20 protein-coding genes are annotated in these 17,958 nt (G+C 36.5%); 8 read left to right on the top strand and 12 right to left on the bottom strand.

The genetic code is table 11. The features are described 5' to 3' along the window. Window position 1 precedes the first annotated feature (1 nt). Window positions 2–688 (top strand): response regulator, encoded by a 687-nt coding sequence (locus DL897_RS10370; RefSeq protein WP_113659083.1) that lies wholly within the window; start codon window positions 2–4, stop codon window positions 686–688. Further along, complete coding sequence (locus tag DL897_RS10365) at window positions 685–2,034, top strand: sensor histidine kinase (protein ID WP_113659082.1); 1,350 nt, start codon at window positions 685–687, stop codon at window positions 2,032–2,034. Before DL897_RS10370 ends, DL897_RS10365 begins: the two co-directional genes overlap by 4 nt. Window positions 2,035–2,690: 656 nt before the next feature. Here the strand turns inward: DL897_RS10365 and DL897_RS10360 are convergent. The 4 genes from DL897_RS10360 to DL897_RS10345 all read right to left on the bottom strand — a co-directional run bounded on the left by DL897_RS10360 (window position 2,691) and on the right by DL897_RS10345 (window position 5,507). Then, the gene (locus tag DL897_RS10360) at window positions 2,691–3,224 is read right to left on the bottom strand and encodes an NADPH-dependent FMN reductase (RefSeq protein ID WP_113659081.1); all 534 of its coding nucleotides are present in this window, start codon (window positions 3,222–3,224) and stop codon (window positions 2,691–2,693) included. Between the two features lie 156 nt (window positions 3,225–3,380). Further along, on the bottom strand, window positions 3,381–3,707 hold the full coding sequence (locus DL897_RS10355) for a (2Fe-2S) ferredoxin domain-containing protein (RefSeq protein WP_113659080.1): 327 nt from the start codon (window positions 3,705–3,707) through the stop codon (window positions 3,381–3,383). A 287-nt stretch (window positions 3,708–3,994) separates the two neighbouring features. Then, window positions 3,995–4,321: an antibiotic biosynthesis monooxygenase family protein gene (locus DL897_RS10350; RefSeq protein ID WP_113659079.1), complete on the bottom strand. Its 327-nt coding sequence runs from the start codon at window positions 4,319–4,321 to the stop codon at window positions 3,995–3,997. A 190-nt stretch (window positions 4,322–4,511) separates the two neighbouring features. After that, the gene (locus DL897_RS10345) at window positions 4,512–5,507 is read right to left on the bottom strand and encodes a glycerophosphodiester phosphodiesterase family protein (RefSeq protein WP_113659078.1); all 996 of its coding nucleotides are present in this window, start codon (window positions 5,505–5,507) and stop codon (window positions 4,512–4,514) included. Window positions 5,508–5,844: 337 nt separating this feature from the next. On the opposite strand from DL897_RS10345, the gene DL897_RS10340 reads away from it, so the two are divergent. Then, window positions 5,845–6,594, top strand: a complete 750-nt coding sequence (locus tag DL897_RS10340) for an SDR family NAD(P)-dependent oxidoreductase (protein ID WP_113659077.1) — start codon at window positions 5,845–5,847, stop codon at window positions 6,592–6,594. Between the two features lie 154 nt (window positions 6,595–6,748). On the opposite strand, the gene DL897_RS10335 is transcribed toward DL897_RS10340, so the two are convergent. Continuing rightward, entirely contained in the window at window positions 6,749–7,309 is a 561-nt protein-coding gene (locus tag DL897_RS10335) for a GNAT family N-acetyltransferase (protein WP_113659076.1), read from the bottom strand. A gap of 222 nt (window positions 7,310–7,531) precedes the next feature. After that, the gene (locus tag DL897_RS10330) at window positions 7,532–8,530 is read right to left on the bottom strand and encodes a zinc-dependent alcohol dehydrogenase family protein (protein ID WP_113659075.1); all 999 of its coding nucleotides are present in this window, start codon (window positions 8,528–8,530) and stop codon (window positions 7,532–7,534) included. A gap of 290 nt (window positions 8,531–8,820) precedes the next feature. On the opposite strand from DL897_RS10330, the gene DL897_RS10325 reads away from it, so the two are divergent. Further along, window positions 8,821–9,210 (top strand): RidA family protein, encoded by a 390-nt coding sequence (locus DL897_RS10325; protein WP_113659074.1) that lies wholly within the window; start codon window positions 8,821–8,823, stop codon window positions 9,208–9,210. Between the two features lie 109 nt (window positions 9,211–9,319). On the opposite strand, the gene DL897_RS10320 is transcribed toward DL897_RS10325, so the two are convergent. Both DL897_RS10320 and DL897_RS10315 read right to left on the bottom strand, forming a co-directional pair. After that, window positions 9,320–10,234: an alpha/beta fold hydrolase gene (locus tag DL897_RS10320; RefSeq protein ID WP_420824132.1), complete on the bottom strand. Its 915-nt coding sequence runs from the start codon at window positions 10,232–10,234 to the stop codon at window positions 9,320–9,322. Between the two features lie 75 nt (window positions 10,235–10,309). Continuing rightward, window positions 10,310–10,951, bottom strand: coding sequence for a TetR/AcrR family transcriptional regulator (locus tag DL897_RS10315; protein WP_113659073.1), 642 nt, complete (start codon window positions 10,949–10,951; stop codon window positions 10,310–10,312). Window positions 10,952–11,194: 243 nt separating this feature from the next. Here DL897_RS10315 and DL897_RS18880 point away from each other — a divergent pair, with 243 nt between their 5' ends. Together DL897_RS18880 and DL897_RS18875 are read left to right on the top strand one after the other, a co-directional pair. After that, complete coding sequence (locus tag DL897_RS18880; protein WP_276308580.1) at window positions 11,195–11,701, top strand: cytochrome P450; 507 nt, start codon at window positions 11,195–11,197, stop codon at window positions 11,699–11,701. After that, window positions 11,698–12,051: a cytochrome P450 gene (locus tag DL897_RS18875; RefSeq protein WP_276308579.1), complete on the top strand. Its 354-nt coding sequence runs from the start codon at window positions 11,698–11,700 to the stop codon at window positions 12,049–12,051. Before DL897_RS18880 ends, DL897_RS18875 begins: the two co-directional genes overlap by 4 nt. Before the next feature lie 330 nt (window positions 12,052–12,381). Here the strand turns inward: DL897_RS18875 and fabF are convergent, their stop codons facing one another. After that, window positions 12,382–13,629: a beta-ketoacyl-ACP synthase II gene (gene fabF, locus DL897_RS10305; RefSeq protein ID WP_113659072.1), complete on the bottom strand. Its 1,248-nt coding sequence runs from the start codon at window positions 13,627–13,629 to the stop codon at window positions 12,382–12,384. A 245-nt stretch (window positions 13,630–13,874) separates the two neighbouring features. Here fabF and DL897_RS10300 point away from each other — a divergent pair, with 245 nt between their 5' ends. Next, the gene (locus tag DL897_RS10300) at window positions 13,875–14,744 is read left to right on the top strand and encodes a helix-turn-helix transcriptional regulator (protein WP_113659071.1); all 870 of its coding nucleotides are present in this window, start codon (window positions 13,875–13,877) and stop codon (window positions 14,742–14,744) included. Between the two features lie 33 nt (window positions 14,745–14,777). Here DL897_RS10300 and DL897_RS10295 read toward each other — a convergent pair whose 3' ends face one another. Continuing rightward, complete coding sequence (locus DL897_RS10295; RefSeq protein WP_113659070.1) at window positions 14,778–15,332, bottom strand: delta-aminolevulinic acid dehydratase; 555 nt, start codon at window positions 15,330–15,332, stop codon at window positions 14,778–14,780. 581 nt (window positions 15,333–15,913) lie between these two features. Between DL897_RS10295 and trhA the strand changes: the two genes are divergently transcribed. Next, a complete protein-coding gene (gene trhA / locus DL897_RS10290; protein WP_240627371.1) occupies window positions 15,914–16,570 on the top strand; it encodes a PAQR family membrane homeostasis protein TrhA in 657 nt (218 codons plus the stop codon). Window positions 16,571–16,745: 175 nt separating this feature from the next. Here trhA and DL897_RS10285 read toward each other — a convergent pair whose 3' ends face one another. Beyond that, window positions 16,746–17,084, bottom strand: coding sequence for a hypothetical protein (locus DL897_RS10285; RefSeq protein WP_113659068.1), 339 nt, complete (start codon window positions 17,082–17,084; stop codon window positions 16,746–16,748). Window positions 17,085–17,410: 326 nt separating this feature from the next. Continuing rightward, window positions 17,411–17,743 carry an ASCH domain-containing protein gene (locus tag DL897_RS10280; protein ID WP_113659067.1) on the bottom strand — a complete coding sequence of 111 codons (333 nt, stop codon included), beginning with the start codon at window positions 17,741–17,743 and terminating at the stop codon, window positions 17,411–17,413. Window positions 17,744–17,958: the final 215 nt, after the last annotated feature.

Raw genomic sequence — 17,958 nt, 5'->3', positions numbered from 1 at the left:
AATGTCACATACATTGCTATTAGTAGATGACGAAGAAAAAGTGCTAGAATTTATGGAACCATTTTTACGTCAGGAAGGATTCCAGATCATAACAGCAAAAACAGGAAAAGAGGCTCTGCGAAAAGCTAAAGAGAAGAAACCTTCCCTTGTGGTGCTTGACTGGATGCTACCAGAGATGAGCGGCATTGATGTATGCCGGGAAATTCGTAAAATAAGCCGGATAGGCATTATTATGGTAACAGCACGAACCGAAGAAACTGACAAAATCATTGGGCTCGAAGTGGGAGCAGATGACTACATCACTAAACCATTTTCTTTACGGGAACTGGCTGCTCGCATTCGATCTGTACTTCGTCGCATAGATGGACAAGACCAAGTTGAACATGAATTACAGCGTGGTGGACTTTTAATTTCCGAGTCACAATGTCGTGTTTGGAAACAAGACAAAGAAATTTCGCTTACCCCAACGGAATTCAAAATCCTACTTACACTAGCTACTAGACCAGGTATTGTATATAGCCGACTGCAGCTTTTACAAGCAGCTTTAGAGGATGATCTTCTAAATGATGAACGGACGGTAGACGCTCATATTAGCCGTATCCGTAAAAAAATAGAAGACGATCCTTCTAATCCTATCTATATACAGACTGTCTATGGATTTGGCTACCGATTTGGTGACCGAATATGAGTGTCAGCCGTAAACTGTTTCTTACCATCGCATCATTTATTGTGGCAATGAGTTTAGTATTTACCTTTGTAACAGAGATTGTTCTGCGAGATGCACTCACGCTCATGGTGCAATCTTCTAGAAAAAAAGAGGTTTCAGAGTTGTCCAAACGGTTTATTGACTACTACAAAAAAAACAAAGATTCATGGAATGGCGTACGGCAAATCAATATTAGTAAAGAGTATAGGAAAGGTAAACAGGATACGAGTATCCTACTATTTTCCAAGAAACTTAAGTTACTCTATGCTACAGAAGATGCAAATAGTGAAAAAGCTACCAAATATGGCATTAGAGAAGTAGTTCGGATAGACGGGCAGACAATCGCTTTCTTATATTATTACGATCCAGAAATTGCTTATATTTCTAAGCTACGAATTGGTATACAAGATTCAGTGAAAATCCTACCTTTCGCAGGTGCAACTGTTTTTGTTTTAATCTCACTTGTTGTCGCCTACTGGTTATCCAAGCGATTAACGACACCACTTAGACTGCTAATACCTATTATCGATCGCTTAGGTGAAGGACAATTGGGAGTTCAGTCCCCAATTGTAACTAATGATGAATATGGAAAAGTAGCACAAGCATTTAATAAGATGTCTAAACAACTACAACATGCCGAGGATGCAAGGAAAAATCTGGTTGCTGATGTTGCCCATGAGCTTAGAACACCATTAACGATTATTCAGGGAAAACTAGATCTAATTCAGCAAGAAGGTCGTTCAATCGAACCGGAAAACTTACTGCCAATGCAAGATGAACTAATCCGCTTAACCCGCCTTGTTGAAGACCTACACCAATTGTCATTAGCTGAGACGAAAAAGCTGCCACTTGATCGCAAAACCACTCAATTTCCTTCTTTATTACAACGGATCATTGATCGAGTTACACCTGATGCTGATAGTAAAGAAATTAAAATCACACTTCACTACTTTACAAATACGACCGTGATCAATGTGGACCCTAATCGAATGACACAGGTTTTTCTCAATTTGCTTATCAATGCAGTACGCTATACTCCTTCAGGCGGTTCTATAACCCTAACTGTAGAGGAAGAAATAGTACAGACTCAAAATAAAGACTTTCTACGAATAACCATTACTGACACAGGAGCTGGCATCGAACCCGAACATCTTCCTTTCCTCTTTAATAGATTTTATCGAACCGATGAAGCGCGTACACGCAATAGTGGAGGAATGGGATTAGGACTCGCAATTGCAAAAGAATTCGTGTTGGCTCATAAAGGAACCATTGACGTTAAAAGCTCTTTAGGTAAGGGCACAACCTTCATTGTTAAACTTCCTATCTAATACCTATTGTCTACAAGCAAAGATCTGGTTAAAAAATAAACAGCAACTCATTTGATAAGAGTTGCTGCTATAGCTTGTTGACAAAGTCTTTTTCTGTTTTACAGGTATTGCGGGCTGAAAGCCCACGGTTTCAATCGTGGGATGAAAGACTGCGTTACTCGGTAATCCCTTTTTGGGATTGCTTAGAGCAACAATTTTCTGTATAATCGAATACATGAGCGGTGCTTATCCTACTTATAGTAGGTTTTGTTCCTATGTACGTCATGGTATGGGGTTCTAGTGGCGAACAAGTCTTTCCCACTAGGTAAAATCATGAGAGTGAGTGAAAAGGAACTAGAACGCTGGTGATAGGCGTTCCGCCTATATGGGTACATTTCTAACTGCATGGGACTGGGTGATGACACACCCCTGAACTTGGGAGTTGTTCAAAACGGAAACGGACTGCGAACGCTAACTACCCAAGAATCCCATAGGCTTCAGCCGTGGGAGTGTCAAAAAACGAGCAAGAGTCGTTCAACTAAAAATGGTACATGAATTAAGAATAGCTTCTTTAAAACCCTTATACATTTATGTCGTATTAATCTAATTAAACTAAAAAATCCCAGCCCCTTTTTGGGAGCTGGGATTTTTCATACATGTTACTCCTTATGATACGATTATTTTTTGGCTACTGCCCCAACATAATAGATTAACTCATCTAAAACACTGACTAGGCGGGAATGGGCCTCTTTGTTTAATTGAGCTTTTTCATCAAATTCCTTGTAATCAACAACAATTTGTTGTGGTAAGACAAGTCCATTAACCCCGCGAATAATCAGACGTAGATTATTTAAAGCATTAATTCCTCCTTTACCTCCACCAGCTATAGCACCAATACTTACTGGCTTTCCTGTAAAATAATCTCTATTTAAAAAGTCAAGTGCATTTTTAAGAGCGCCACTCACAGCGTTATGATACTCAGGTGTACAAATAAAGAATCCATTAGCATCTTCTGCGTACGTTTTTAAAAGCTTGACATTGGGATGAGCAAAAGATTCTGGTTTTCCATCCAAAATTGGAAGTGATTCATGTTCTAAATCAAATAGCTGGACTTCTTTGATCTGTTCTTGTAAATAATCAACTGCACGTTGAGCTAATTTTCGTGTATTCGAATCTTTTCTAGCGCTTCCATTAATGACGAGGATTTTCATCAATACAATCTCCTTTGCCCTCAATTATTTTAAATTTAAAACAATACTAATTTATGCTTATTTATGAGTCAATATCCAAAGTTATAGAATGATAGATAATAAAAATATCAATAAATCAATTTTAAACAAGCGTACTTTAAGCTAAAATTCGTAGAACTATCCATTACTTCTAATAAACTCTTTCCCATTATGATGATAAGAAGTTTGTGATGAAAGAATTTCTCCTTTAGCCAAGCTTTTTACCAATTCGACCCCAGATTCTGGAGTCATTTCCTTATACCATACACCTTCTGGATAAAGGATCACTGTACAGCCGTCTTCACAACGTCCATTACAGCGAGTTATCGTTGTATGAATAGTGCGGTTCATTTCTTGCTTTTTAATTTCTGCCCTAATACTTTTAGCAACCTCTTCACCACCTTTTTTTAAACATGTACCTCCATTACAAATTAGTAAATGCTGACGTACACCAGATAGTTCCATTTTCTCTCCTCTACTTTCTCGTTTCTTTTCTATCTTCAAAAGCAAAAGATAAGAATATTTCTTTACTAAAAAAGTATATCATTTTTTACAGTAAACCAAATTATAAACTTATATTATTTTTAATTCTTCATTTGAAAATGATTAGTGGCAAATCTCTCTTATAATAAAGATAAATAATTATATGACTGTTAGGATCAATAATAAAGACTATTCCAAAAATTATGAATAGTATCATATCATCTTCCATCTATTCATAAAAATACTATATCTAAACGTTTACTCTACTTCTATGAGTGACTCATGGCACTTTTGGTAGCTTTAACTTCATACACACTTTGACTAGAGCTAATAATATGATCCGGCTTCGGCTTTCCTCGATTTTTCCGATGGCCTTCCAAATGCGCATCGCTCTTTTCCCATTTTTTCCATGCCTCTTCCGATTCCCAACGAATCAATACAATTACTTCTTCATCCCCTCTTCGGACTTTTTTTACTAAGACACTTAAATCGATAAATCCTTCAGACTTCTCAATAGCTCCTGCTTGACTAAACCGACTTACCACTTTATCTGAAGTTCCTTCTTTTACGATAATTGTTTTTGTTTCTATAAACAAAGAAATTGCACTCCTTTTATTTTAAAAACTGGATTATTTTATAATTATATTGATAAAGATTATCATTGATCAATCATGGTTTTTAAACTATATAAAATCCACTTTTTTAATATATAAACCTAATTTGCATAAATTCACTCAATTAAAAGTCGAAAAAGCAGAAATCGGATGACATCTGCTTTTTATTATATTATTTTTTTAGATTTTTATGGTATATAGGGGCGATTCTATCAATACGATTAGTCCAAATCACACCTGTATAATGAATGGGTAAACGTTTTGTATCCTCTACTGTATCAAATCCTTCCGAGAAGCTTCCATCACCTGCTACCAATATTACACGTGTATCTTTTTCATCCATTCGGTTTAGAAAACGATCAGGCCATCCCCATAGCCAAGGGGCGATTCCTTCAGGGATATGTAGTTCAGTATGAGTACAAGCATCTGGTATATATCCTGTCCATCCTACTGCTATATACGGAATCAGGCAACTTTTCATTGTAGATTTTGACATGACTCGTATATTAGGGAGCTGTTGATGCAACGTTTCGATAGGCTTATCGCCACCATATACCGCCAATTTACTTTGGCGAAATGCTGATAGTGTTGAGAGATATTTGGCAAGCTGTACTCCCTCTTCTGGATCATTACTTTTCACATGAATTAAAAGTGACTCTTTAGGAAAACTTTTTAATACTTCATCAAGTGAGGGCATTAAACCAATTCCTTTACCACGAAAAGGAAAGGTTTTTCCACCATCAGCAGTATAGCCGTATCCAATATCCAACTTTTTAAGTTGTTCCATTGTATAATCTCGGGTTACACCTTTCCCATTCGTTCGACAATCAAGTGTCCAGTCATGAAAGACTGCAAACTTTCCATCTTTGGTTGGATGAATATCTAGCTCTACTATATCAGCACCCATTTGAAAAGCTGTTTTCATAGAAGGGATCGTATTTTCTAGATAAGGATGTTCAGGTGGATATATACGTTCGGCTGTACAAGTATCATCTTTCAATCCTTCTGTATGAAAGGTTTGAGAAAGTCCCCGATGAGCAAGTAATAATGGCTCTCCTGCACGTTGTTTCGTTAACATAGAACTATTATTTAAATATATAAATATTATAATAGCAAGAGGTATCCAGAACCTTTTACGTTTTAACAGTTTATTTTTAAGTGAAATCATTAATTTTCTCCTTTTTATTTCATTTAGCTTCTATCTACTCATTTAAATACCAGATTAAGTATAAACTAAAGATTATAAAAAGTTGATTATTTAGTAATTCTCTCTCTAACATTTTTACCGAATAGTCTTAATATAATTCATATATTTTCATTGCTTTAGTTTTTCTTGATTAAATATAACTAAATTTGTATTAGATAATTGTATATGATAACCTTTTAAAAGTAAATAATATCATTAAATATTCAGGGAAAGTCCCTTTCTCTAATCTATTAGCAGCATGAGAACTAACTTGTTATTATTCACCTTAATTAGTGGCTACTATAAGGAGGAACATCAAATGTCCGATCAAAGAGTTGCCGTCATTACTGGTGGCGCAAGTGGCATTGGAAGACAAACTGCCTTGAAATTTGCTAGAAAAGGTGACCAAGTCGTTGTAGCAGATTTTAACGAAGAGCTTGGCAAAGAAACTGTTGAATTAATTAAATCGGATGGTAAGGAAGCTATTTTTGTAAAAACAGACGTGTCAAAATATGAAGATGTAGAAGCATTAGTGGAAAAAACAGTAGAAGTATATGGCAGAATTGATGTCATGTTTAATAATGCTGGATTAGGACGCCTTACTCCTGTTTTAGACCAAAATCTTGATGACTATCATCGTGTAATCAATGTGAACCAACATGGTGTAGCACACGGAATTATTGCTGCAGGTCGTAAGATGAGAGAGTTAGGTATTAAAGGTGTCATTATTAATACAGCTTCGGTCTTTGGTTTCTTAGCATCACCTGGCACTTTTGCTTATCATGCTTCAAAAGGTGCAGTAATTATGATGACTAAATCGGCTGCTCTTGAACTTGCTGACTTTGGAATTCGTGTTGTAGCTGTAGCACCAGGAGTCGTGGATACACCTATTATTCAAGGTTATAAGGATATGGGTATGATAGAATCAATGAAAGCAAAAGTAATGGGGAATAAACTAACAAAACCTGAACAAATTGCAGACACTGTCTATTTAATATCATTAGAAGAAGCCAGTGCAATCAATGGTAGCGTTGTGATGGCAGATGAAGGTTATGCATCTTTTAAATAGTCCTAGATATACATGTATTATAAGATAATACCATCATGCTTTAACCTAAACCCGAAATCATGCCCCTTCCTAAATAGCTCTAAAGTTTATGTAAGAATGAAACAACTCCCTATCAAATAGGGAGTTGTTTCATTCTAGTCAGGTATTTTATTATCTAAGCTGTAGTTCCTTCCCATTCATCACGTAGAATACCCATGAAGATACGATCATAGCTATTTCCATCTCTAAGAACAGCTGAACGAATTCTTCCTTCTATGATAAACCCAACTTTTTCGTAGGCTCTTATAGCACTTTCATTATACTGGATCACATCAAGCCCTACTCGATTAAGATTTAACTCATGGAAAGCATATCGTAAAATTAAGCGAAGAGCGTCTGTTCCATATCCTTTATGACGATATTGAGGATCACCGATTCCGATTGCCAACATTCCTGTCTGGTTATTCCATTCGATTCCGTGTAACGCAACAAATCCGATTAGCTCATTACTTTCTAAGGTCCGAATACCAAATTGAATACCATGAGGGCTTCGACATTGTAGTTGATCCTTTTCTTGCAGTTCCTGTAGAGTTCGTGGAAATGCTAAATCAGTGTCCAATTTTCTCAAAAAATCAGCATCTTCATACCAATGAACCATTTCATGAGCATCATCTATTTGAAAAGATGTCAGACGTACCAAATCGCCACGAAAAAGTTGAGTATATTTTAAAGTCATTCTTCATTCCCCTTTTTTTAAAAACTATTCACCTCTTTTACTTCTAACGATATCCCAAACCAAATCATAGGGCACAGCTCCTTTATATATATTATCATTTCATTTTACTGAATTATTTTGATTGGATCAATAAATATTAATCATGGGATTAAACTCAAATGTCTATAGCTAGGAATCATTCTTCGACTAATCCTATCAAAATGTCGTATCTCTATCCCTTCCTTAAATATATGAATCTATACTTGTCAAAAGAACTTTCCCTCTTCGCTTAGGAGCTTCTGTAGCTCGAATTGCACTTTTAAAATCATAGAGCTCAAATCGCTCAGCTACAGATTGCATCTTAAGCTTTCCTTGTACAACCAGCTCAATAATATGCTCAAATGTTTTTTGCCACTGTAGGTATGATATGTTTTGAATCCAGTGTCGTAACAAAAATAATTTTCCTGTTACGCCCGTTTCTTTGGCCTTGGCCCAATCGATCTGAATACCTGATAAGAGCCCAATACTTAGGAATACCCCCCCTTTTTGAACACATTTTATTAGCTCTGTACCATAAACTCCACCAACAGAATCGATAACTGTTTTAGCTCCTCTTCCATTCGTTAATTCCATAACAGCCTCATATAATGGTAATTTTGATGAATCAATTACTTTCCACGCACCTAGTTTAAGTAAGTCATCCGTATGAATATTATTTCGCGTTACAGCAATTAATCGAAAACCAAAAATCATCGAAAGCTGAGCAAAAATACGTCCAATCGATGATCCACAAGCATTCATCACAATGATGTCACCTTGTTTAAGCTGTAATACATCGGAACAGATGATCCATGCAGTTACTGGATTAATATACAATTGACTTGCACTTTCATCATCAAGGGTATTCGGAATCGGTATAGCCCATATTGCTGAAGATTTCACGATCTCTTGCCAAGTTCCTTCACCGCGTAATGGTAACACACGCTTTCCAAGAAGCGATGGAGATACTGAAGGGCCGATCTTCTCAACAATCCCGACTCCCTCATAACCAGGAACCAGTGGTAGGTGTGTACGATGTGCATACATACCACGAATCGGTATCAAATCGGATGGATTGATAGGTCGAGCCTTCATACGAACTAGAATCTCACCAGGCTCTGGAGCCGATAGGCTTCTACTTTCGATTTTTAATACTTCCTTTGGTTCGCCATATTGATAACAGCGAATAACACGAGATTTCATAATACCCCCTGCCCTCTTTTATGCGTTATCTAAAAAATGAAACACCTCTGTATTTTAAAGTCACCTTTTCAATTTACCCTAAACATCACTTCTATGCCATTTTATACGGCAGGTTAACAGATCAATGCAACATGCCCTACTCCATCATTAACATCGATTTGACTATGGATCTGCGTTATTTTATGCTATAATTATATATTAAATTGAATTATTTCCATAAAATTAGGTAATTACATAATAGATAGGAAAATATATCGATCTCTTTAATAATTAGAAGGAGTAGATCAAGATTGTCAGTAACAAGGAAGAACCCAGATAACGTAGCACCACCCATTGGTGCTTATTCACATCTCTCTGTTGTACCAAAAGATGCTGATCTCCTCGTTCTCTCAGGTCAAGTTGGTACTGACTCCGATGGAAATTTACCCTTAGAAGTGGAAGAACAGTTACGAAATGCACTTCATAATATACGTCAAATTTTGAAGAGCGAAGGGGTAACTTCAGATGGTATTATAAAGGTCAATATTTGGTTAACTGAGCCAGTTTCTCGTGATCAATTCACAGAAATTTGGAGTCAATTTCATGGTGGCACTCCACCTTCTACCACGATGGCCTTTGTATCAGCATTAGTTCAACCTAATTTAAAAGTTGAAGTAGAAGCTTGGGCTGCACGTTGGTAATGTGAGTTCAAACGGATCACAAAATGACTTGAGAACAAACTCAAGTCATTTCATTTTATGACAATGTTACATGTTACACGGTGGCTTTCCTTTTCTATTTACATGGATATCAGAAAGTAGCTGTCTTTGTTAGTTCTTGTTCTGAAATAAATGTATGAACCACATCCATAACTAATTGAGGATGATTTTGCGGAATCATATGAGCAACATTTGGTAAAGTGATTAACTTAGCATGAGGCATATCTCTTTTTAGTCGTTTTGCCTGTGCTTGCACTCCAAATGGATCATTCTCTCCTACTACAACGGCAGTGGGAGCAAAAAATAAAACATCTTCTCGATTTGCTTTAAAGTGGTTGGGACGAAGCCAGAGCGCCACAGCAGTTTCATAGTAATCAGCAGGTACGGGTTCGGGAGTAAAAGTTTCTTTTAATATATTTCGTGCTAATCCTTTGATTATGGGTGTTGTTATTAACATATGAAGTAAGGCATCTCCAAGAATGGGAGTTGTTACAATCTTCGAGATAGGATCACCATGTTCTGCCGGATATCCTTCCTTGTACATCGCACCGCCTAAGATGATCATACCTGATAAATTGTCGGGATAAGAAAGCGCATATGAGAGAACCAAAATCCCACTCCATGAGTGCCCTACTAACATGGGTCTTTCTACACCTAACTTTTTGAGCGCATGATGTAACAATCTAGCCTGAACCATTGGCGTAGCATCTTCACTTTTAGGTCTCTCACTATATCCATATCCGGGACGGTCAAAAGCTATCGTATGATATCCTTGTTTAACTGCTAATTTTATAACTTTTCGAAAATCATCTCCTGTTAAAACTCCTCCATGTAAAAAAACAATCGGCTTTCCTGATCCTTCACTTATATAATGTAATTTTATCCCTTCTATTGTTACAAACTTGCCAGTTGGCGGAAACTTAGCTTCTGCCTGTTTTATTTGATTGTGGTTATACCATAATAATGTGATGATTAGAAAAATGATAATGACTATAGCAACTGTCAATTCATCCATCCCCTTTTTAATCATTGCTATATTACATTCTTTTCAGTATGTTAATCTTACTTTAAAACCCGTATTTTACGGGTTCTTTTGAGTTGCTGATTGATTAGGTTGTATTCCAGACCATAGGACTTTTGATACCTCTGCTGAAATAGATTGAAAAGAAACTTGATCTGGAGCTACTAGCCACATTAGTACAATTCCATTGACCAGTGCATGAAGAGTGACTGATAAATTATCCACATCCACATTTGAAGTTAGTAAATTTTTTCGTTGCATTTCTCGTAAAATCTCAGAGGTTTCTGCAAATAATTTCGAGAAAGATTCGCATAGTTTTTTTCTTACTGAAGGATCTCGACTACTTGATATAAATTCAAAGAAAAGCATAGGTTGTTCGTCATTTCCCTGTTCACAAGATAGAAATTGTGCTTCTAATAACTTTCTTACTGCTTCAACGGGATTCTCTGAAGTAAATATATATTGAATCTGCTTAGGTAATCCTTCTCGTAACTGTGTTAAACTCCGATCACATAAAGTTAGGAAAAGGTCACTCTTACTTGCAAAGTGCCAATATACTGCTCCCTTGGTTAATCCTGCATCATTCGCTACTTGATCTAAAGTAGCTCCTTCATATCCATATCTGGCAAAAACTCTCCGTGCAGCATCAAGTATTTTTGTTTTTGTATCCCCGAGGCACTGCTGATGATTAAATTCAACCAACCTTAGGCCAGATCAAATTTAATAACCTATTACTAATGGAAGGAAATAAGCATAAACTACATCGTCGTCTTATGCAACCTGCATTTCACAAACAACGAGTTATAAAATATAGTAATGACATGATTACACTTACCCAACAAATGCTTAAGCGGTGGCACAATCGATCAGAAATTGATTTAAATATTGAAATGAAAAGTTTAACCCAACGAATTGCCGTTAAAACTCTTTTCGGACTATACAATGATGGAAATACTTATACAACGTATAACTCGTATGATGCCCTTAGTAACTATAGTGCCCATTAAATTCCCAGGTTCTCCTTATTATCAAGCTTTACGTACCGCAGAGAAGTTAGATAGCTATATTCGTTCAATGATTACACAAAAGAGAGCACAGACAGAAACAACGGATGTACTAGCGTCTTTAATTCATGCAAATGACGAGGATGGAAAAAGCTTAAGTGATGAAGAACTAATCGGCCACACATTTACTTTATTTGTCGCTGGTCATGAGACTACCGCAAATGCTTTAACATGGACCATCTTTCTACTTGCCCAACATCCCCATATCTTGGCTAATCTACTCGATGAACTAGATTATATCTTACACGGTAACGCTCCAACCATTGAACAGCTTCGTCAATTGCCCCTTCTTGATGGTGTGATTAAAGAAAGCTTACGTTTGTTACCTCCAGCCAGTATTGGTACAAGGATTACTGCTACGTCATGTGAACTGAAAGAACGAACATGATCTATAGCCAATTTATCACACATCGACTCCCTGAATTATATGATGAACCCAATCGCTTCAAACCCGATCGTTGGTTTACCCTTAACCGATCTCCCTATGAATACCTTCCGTTTAGTGCTGGACAACACATGTGTATTGGTGCAGGTTTTGCTACACATGAAATGAAAATCGTTTTATCCATTCTTCTACAACACTATCGTTTCTCGGTTGTATCTCATGCTAAGATTGAGCCAAACATATCTATGCGCCCTATACATGGTATGCCTATAAGAATTTTCCCTCAGGATCGTCAGTTTCCGCATAATATCCCTGTACGTGGCATTATTCACCAGCTGGTTGATTTTATATAAATAAAGACAAAGTCTCGACTTTTCACTCTTAGAGAAAAGTCGAGACTTTACCTGAAGGGGTTGAGTATTTCATTTAGATATTTGAGACTCTCATCAACCCATCCTATATAGTTCTAATACTTCTGTTGCATGTACCCGCATGGGCAAAATCGTTCTAGTTCCATTTTTATATTAGTATCATCATCCTATTTCTGCAAAATATGAAAGGCTACCTGATCGAAATGGTGACACCCTCTTTTTTGAACCTATTCAAATTGAGGAATATAGTAATAATCTGATTTCGGACTTAGCCAATAATAATAAAAATACTTCTCCCTTTCATTGATATATTTATATATCAGAAGGATTATATTTTTTAAATATAAGTACAGCGTTATGCCCACCAAATCCGAAGGAGTTTGAAAGACCCACCTTAACTTGAGTAGCTCTTGCTTCATTTGGAACATAATCGAGATCACATTCTGAATCAGGATTTTCTAAGTTAATGGTTGGTGGAATCATATTCTCCTGAAGTGTTTTTACTAGAGCAACCGCTTCGACTGCTCCAGCAGCTCCTAACATATGACCAAATATCGATTTATTAGCTGTAATAGGTATACGATAAGCATCATTACCAAAGATTTTTTTTATGGCGAGTGTTTCTGATCGATCACCAGAGGGGGTACTAGTAGCATGGGCATTAATGTGGTCAATATCTCTAATTGCCATTCCTGCATCTTCAATCGCTTCTCTCATCGCTCTATACGCTCCTAAACCTTCCGGATCAGAGGCAACCATGTGATACGCATCAGAAGTAGCCCCGTACCCAATAACCTCTGCATAAATATGTGCTCCTCGTTTATGTGCATGTTCCAATGACTCCAAAATTAATATACCTGCACCTTCTGATGCTACAAATCCATCTCGTTCAGCATCAAATGGACGGCTGGCTCGTTTAGGTTCATCGTTTCGGGTGGATAGTGCTTTTGCATTCCCAAATGCTGCAAGGGTCATATCAGTGATTGCTGCTTCCGAACCACCTGCAATAATAATGTCTGCTCCACCTCTTTGGATTAGTTTATAAGCTTCACCAATCGCATTATTACTACTGGCACAGGCAGTAACTGGAGCTAAACTTGGCCCCTTTAACCCAAAATGCATACTTACATTTGCTGCTGCCATGTTTGCAATCATCATGGGGACGGCGGTAGGACTAACACGGCTTGGTCCCCGATTAATCAGGGTTTGATAACTATCCAATAAAGTTTGAATACCGCCGATACCAGATCCAATATATACCCCAATGCGTTCTACATTTTCCTCTTCTAAGTTTAGTGATGCATCATCTAGAGCCTGCTTAGCTGTACAGATGGCAAATTGACTAAATCGATCCAGCCTCCGAACATTTCGATGTTCAATGACAGCTTTAGGATCAAATTCTCGAACCACTCCAGCAATTTTTGTTTTAAATTTAGAAACATCAAATGTATCAATAGTCGAAATCCCTGATTGACCGGCAATGAGATTTTTCCAGAATGTTGGTACATCATTACCGATAGGTGTTATTACCCCCATTCCTGTGATAACGACACGTTGCATTGATTTATCGCTCCCTTATTTAAAATTAGAGGTTAATGCCAAATCTAAATTCGTTTTCCTATAAAAATATTTTTAAGCTGAAGTGATAATGTAAATGGAAAGCATTATATGGCAAACGCTTTGTCAACAAGCTGAATAATTATTTACTCTTATCTTTGCATAACCTATATCCTATTACAAGTTGTTATTTATCCTAGTATAATTAATAATAACTTCGAACAAAACAGCTTGATGAGGTGAGTAATATGCATGACGACGTTCGTTTACAATCTTTATCCGAATTTTTAAAAACACATCGTGCCAAATTACAGCCTAATGAAGTTGGATTACCCTCCGTCGGCCGTAGACGTACCCCTGGGTTGAGGAGGGAAGAGGTTGCACAACTTGCTGGGATCAGTACAACGTGGTACACATGGCTTGAACAAGGTAGGAATATTTCAGTTACCACACAGGTATTAGAACGCATTGCTCTCGCTCTTAAACTTAACGAAGAGGAACGAAAATATTTGTTTATGTTAGCTCTTAATTCACCTGCACCTTTAACCGAAGTGAATCATTCTCCTGTAATAACTCCTGCTATAAAGCTTATTCTCAATGAACTCCGTAATTTTCCCATGCTTATCTCTGATCGACGGTGTAATATAGTAGGTTGGAATCAAGCAGCAGCGGCTATATTTATAGATTTTGCACAGATACCAGCAAATGAACGCAATATGATTTGGCTTTTATTCACCAGAAGAGAGTTCAAAGCATTAGCGGTCAATTGGAGGGATTTTGTTCGAGGGTTTCTAGCTTTGTTTCGATCCTATTATGGAAAATATATGGGGGATACTTGGTATAAAAATTTTATCGAGAAGTTAAATAACGAGAATCCAGAATTCCAATCCTTTTGGAGTCACAATGATGTTAGTTCAGCTCCAGAGGTTTTTATCGAATTTCGACACGCCAAGGCTGGTAAAATGTTATTTGACTTAACTTCGTTAGAAGTTAAAAGAGATGCGGATTTACGCTTCAGCGTGTTTACACCATCAGACTCAAATACAGAAATGAAAGTAAGACGTCTTGTTCATAAACTTAATCAAGAAAATCCCAATCCATACATACCTGAAATGTAATTGATAAAGAAAGTGACTTGCGAAGCATTCAAGTCACTTTCTTTCATATATTTGATACATTCGAAGCTCTTGATCCATAGATTGAGCTATCTCGAATGACTCTTTCACACATTTTTTATTCTGTATAATCTCATAAAAAAAACGTAATACAAACATAAGAGCTACATTGCCAAATGGATAATCATCAGGTCCAATATATATTTTACACCCTTGATCAAGAAAAGCTTGAGCAAGCCTTGTATCACCTAATGTACAACCATTTCCAATCACTATTTTTTCTTTTAAATCTGTATAACGTCTAATTTCCAGATCTCCAAAATCCTCCTTGGGCTCATTTTCTTCATATATAGATTCTTCTAACTCCGGCATAATAAATTTTCCTTCATCTCCATGAAAGTTAAGAATAATATAATCTGTCATAGGATATAAATCTTTACCTGATAACACATCGATGAAATCATTCGGCCTTCCAATCCAATATGTAAATACTCTAGCTCCAAAATATTCAAGAGTAGACCGGATTGCATATGCTTCCATGTCACAATTGGGTCCTGTTACTAAAGCAACATTTAGCTCAGGTTTACTCATTTTTCCACTCCCTCATTTGATATGTTTTAGCTTTCCTTTCTTTTTTTTATAACTTCCATCGTTTATTAAAGGATTGTTGTTCAAAGTGTATTAGGTATTTCTTTTTTGTTTGAAATACAAACTAGTTTAAAATTTTATTAAATAACTTTTCCTCTTCTATAAATTAAGATAAAGCCAATAATTATACTTAAAACAAGCCCTCAGAGTAAGTTAGTTTTGTAAAACAAAATAATCTAACAGAGTTGTTACAGGAGTTACACCATAAAGCAAACTAGTCACATTGTGTAAATTCCCTTTTTGGAGCATAATATACCTCATTATGGATGACCAACTGATCCAATAATAACGATCCAAAATAAACCAATAAGAAATTCCATTCAACTTGCCCGCTCCAAAAAAGACAACCAGAAAAAGAGAATAATTTGATCCTCCATAGTGCTTCGTTAAAGAGACTCTCGTTATAACTATACAAAAGTAATTGATTAATCTTATGTAAATAACTATAGTCCATTAAATTTATTTGATAAAATTAGTTTAAACTAACAGTTAAGATCTTATCTTCTCACATTGGAGGTCCTATAATGAAATGGCTTAAAATGAAAGAGCCTGTCAATACCTGGACACATTTTATCACTTTTTTAGCAGCGATTGTGGGGCTTGTTTTCCTCATTCTACTTAGCTATAAAAATGTTTCAACGTTGATTACCATGACGATCTATGGTGTAAGTATCATTTTACTATATGGCGCAAGCTCTCTTTATCACTGGGTACGAACCAGTCCAAGAAAAGAGCTTATTTTAAGGAAGATAGACCATTGTGCCATCTATCTATTTATCGCTGGTTCATATACTCCCGTCTTTTATCATGGCCTTGATGGAATTTGGAAATGGATTATGTTACCTGCTGTATGGGTCTTAGCTTTAATCGGTATCTTTCTTAAAATTTGGTATATCCATGCACCACGTGCAGTTACTGCTTCATTTTATGTATCGCTTGGCTGGATCGCTGTCATCCCCTTTGCCAAGCTATTTCAGAACCTACCCGTTGGAGCTATTATTTTAATGTTTGTAGGTGGGATCTTTTATACCATCGGAGCCATTATTTATGCTACGAAGTGTTTTAATTTCTTCCCTAATCGTTTTGGTTTTCATGAGATATTCCATCTATTTGTCATGGCTGGAAGTACGGTTCACTTTTTTATGATGGTTTTATATATTATTCCACTGGGAGTTAAGTAAATTTGTAAATATTCATATCTCCTTCAATCAAGAACGCTTGGGAATCCAAGCGTTTTTGGTTGTAAGCTTTATTTCGCTCCATAAAAATACTGATTCATCAAAAATGAAAGACCAAATCACATATGGATTTGGTCTTAAAATGGATATTTAGTTTAGCATCTCTGGCTAATTTTTATTACTGATTGCTTATTTCACCAGTAGCCGTACAATTTTTAGACTTACAGTAAAAATGTAACTGATAATTTCCTGAAGGAACTCCCAAAAACAGATTCGCATCCGCTTTGTTACCCGCTAATACGAAGCCACTATCTCCACGAATTTCCCACCTAAAGTTTGAGCCATTTTGATAGTCGACCAACAATCGGAGTGTTTTTCCGTTTTTGATATGCACTTTGCCACTCACTAGCTGATCTTGCCCCTTTTTCATCTGTATACTAGAGCTTTCAGCATAAGCTAACAATGAAAAAACAAAGGTACATAACATGGAAGTTAGTAACATGACAAATTTTTTCATTTTATCACCACCTGATCGATATAAATGAAGGACACTTTTAGCATATACATACGCTAGACAGCGATCTATTATTTCCTTATTTTTATAATTATGTTTGAATTCCTCCAACAAAACATACTTAAACTGTTGCTTTTTCTTAACAGGAAGAGCCATTTTAGATCCGAGACAGCTGGTGGAGCTATTTTATCGGTGATACTTAATCGAATACTCCCAGCAGAACGCTCTACCCAAGAAACAAAAAAGAGCAACCTGTTGGTTAGTAGAACATTAAAAGGGATAGCTAGTTATAGCTATCCCTTTTAATGTTGAAAAGCTATTGCCTGCTCCTATGTAATGGGACGAAATTCGTGTACCCAAACCTTCATCTGAGGGAGCCATGGCATCTTTGGATGTAAAGTCAAAATATACTCTTTATAGGAGTCAACCGTTGAAAATCCTTCCGCTTGAGCATCTTGATCTGTTAACTCACCTAAAGATTGCTGATATACTTTAACCACTTCAAACTTTTTCCCGTCAAGCTCCATAATTTCACCTGGATCTGCATAACGTCCATTTCTACGTGAAGCTATTTTCTTACCTTGAATCACAAGCTGAACATCTTCTAAACGGGTAATTAACCTATCAATCGAACATGTCTTTGGTGGTAACTCTTTTAACATAAGCCTTTATTCCCCTTTTCATTAGTCAAAAGAAAATGTATATGGCTGAATTAGACATTACAAGGGTGTTGCAATGATCGAAAAATACAACATGGTTATTTACATATTAATTTTACCATATGTCTGCTATTATTTTACTTTGCATTTCAAAAAACACGTTTTGGTCAATTCAGGGATGCACTGAAGAAAGCAAAGGTAAACATTCCAATCACCGA

The sequence above is a fragment of the Thermoflavimicrobium daqui genome (genome assembly GCF_003313465.1).
Taxonomy (GTDB): domain Bacteria; phylum Bacillota; class Bacilli; order Thermoactinomycetales; family Thermoactinomycetaceae; genus Thermoflavimicrobium; species Thermoflavimicrobium daqui.
Note: the sequence above shows the minus strand (reverse complement) of the source record. Positions and strands in the feature narration are given on the sequence as shown.

Excerpts from the sequence above, each read along its gene's own strand:
- DL897_RS10370 (WP_113659083.1), top strand. The coding sequence starts at position 2 with ATGTCACATACATTGCTATTAGTAGATGACGAAGAAAAAGTGCTAGAA.
- DL897_RS10365 (WP_113659082.1), top strand. The coding sequence starts at position 685 with ATGAGTGTCAGCCGTAAACTGTTTCTTACCATCGCATCATTTATTGTG.
- DL897_RS10360 (WP_113659081.1), bottom strand. The coding sequence starts at position 3,224 with ATGAAAATCCTCGTCATTAATGGAAGCGCTAGAAAAGATTCGAATACA.
- DL897_RS10355 (WP_113659080.1), bottom strand. The coding sequence starts at position 3,707 with ATGGAACTATCTGGTGTACGTCAGCATTTACTAATTTGTAATGGAGGT.
- DL897_RS10345 (WP_113659078.1), bottom strand. The coding sequence starts at position 5,507 with ATGATTTCACTTAAAAATAAACTGTTAAAACGTAAAAGGTTCTGGATA.
- DL897_RS10340 (WP_113659077.1), top strand. The coding sequence starts at position 5,845 with ATGTCCGATCAAAGAGTTGCCGTCATTACTGGTGGCGCAAGTGGCATT.
- DL897_RS10335 (WP_113659076.1), bottom strand. The coding sequence starts at position 7,309 with ATGACTTTAAAATATACTCAACTTTTTCGTGGCGATTTGGTACGTCTG.
- DL897_RS10330 (WP_113659075.1), bottom strand. The coding sequence starts at position 8,530 with ATGAAATCTCGTGTTATTCGCTGTTATCAATATGGCGAACCAAAGGAA.
- DL897_RS18880 (WP_276308580.1), top strand. The coding sequence starts at position 11,195 with ATGGAAATACTTATACAACGTATAACTCGTATGATGCCCTTAGTAACT.
- DL897_RS18875 (WP_276308579.1), top strand. The coding sequence starts at position 11,698 with ATGATCTATAGCCAATTTATCACACATCGACTCCCTGAATTATATGAT.
- fabF (WP_113659072.1), bottom strand. The coding sequence starts at position 13,629 with ATGCAACGTGTCGTTATCACAGGAATGGGGGTAATAACACCTATCGGT.
- DL897_RS10300 (WP_113659071.1), top strand. The coding sequence starts at position 13,875 with ATGCATGACGACGTTCGTTTACAATCTTTATCCGAATTTTTAAAAACA.
- DL897_RS10295 (WP_113659070.1), bottom strand. The coding sequence starts at position 15,332 with ATGAGTAAACCTGAGCTAAATGTTGCTTTAGTAACAGGACCCAATTGT.
- trhA (WP_240627371.1), top strand. The coding sequence starts at position 15,914 with ATGAAATGGCTTAAAATGAAAGAGCCTGTCAATACCTGGACACATTTT.
- DL897_RS10285 (WP_113659068.1), bottom strand. The coding sequence starts at position 17,084 with ATGAAAAAATTTGTCATGTTACTAACTTCCATGTTATGTACCTTTGTT.
- DL897_RS10280 (WP_113659067.1), bottom strand. The coding sequence starts at position 17,743 with ATGTTAAAAGAGTTACCACCAAAGACATGTTCGATTGATAGGTTAATT.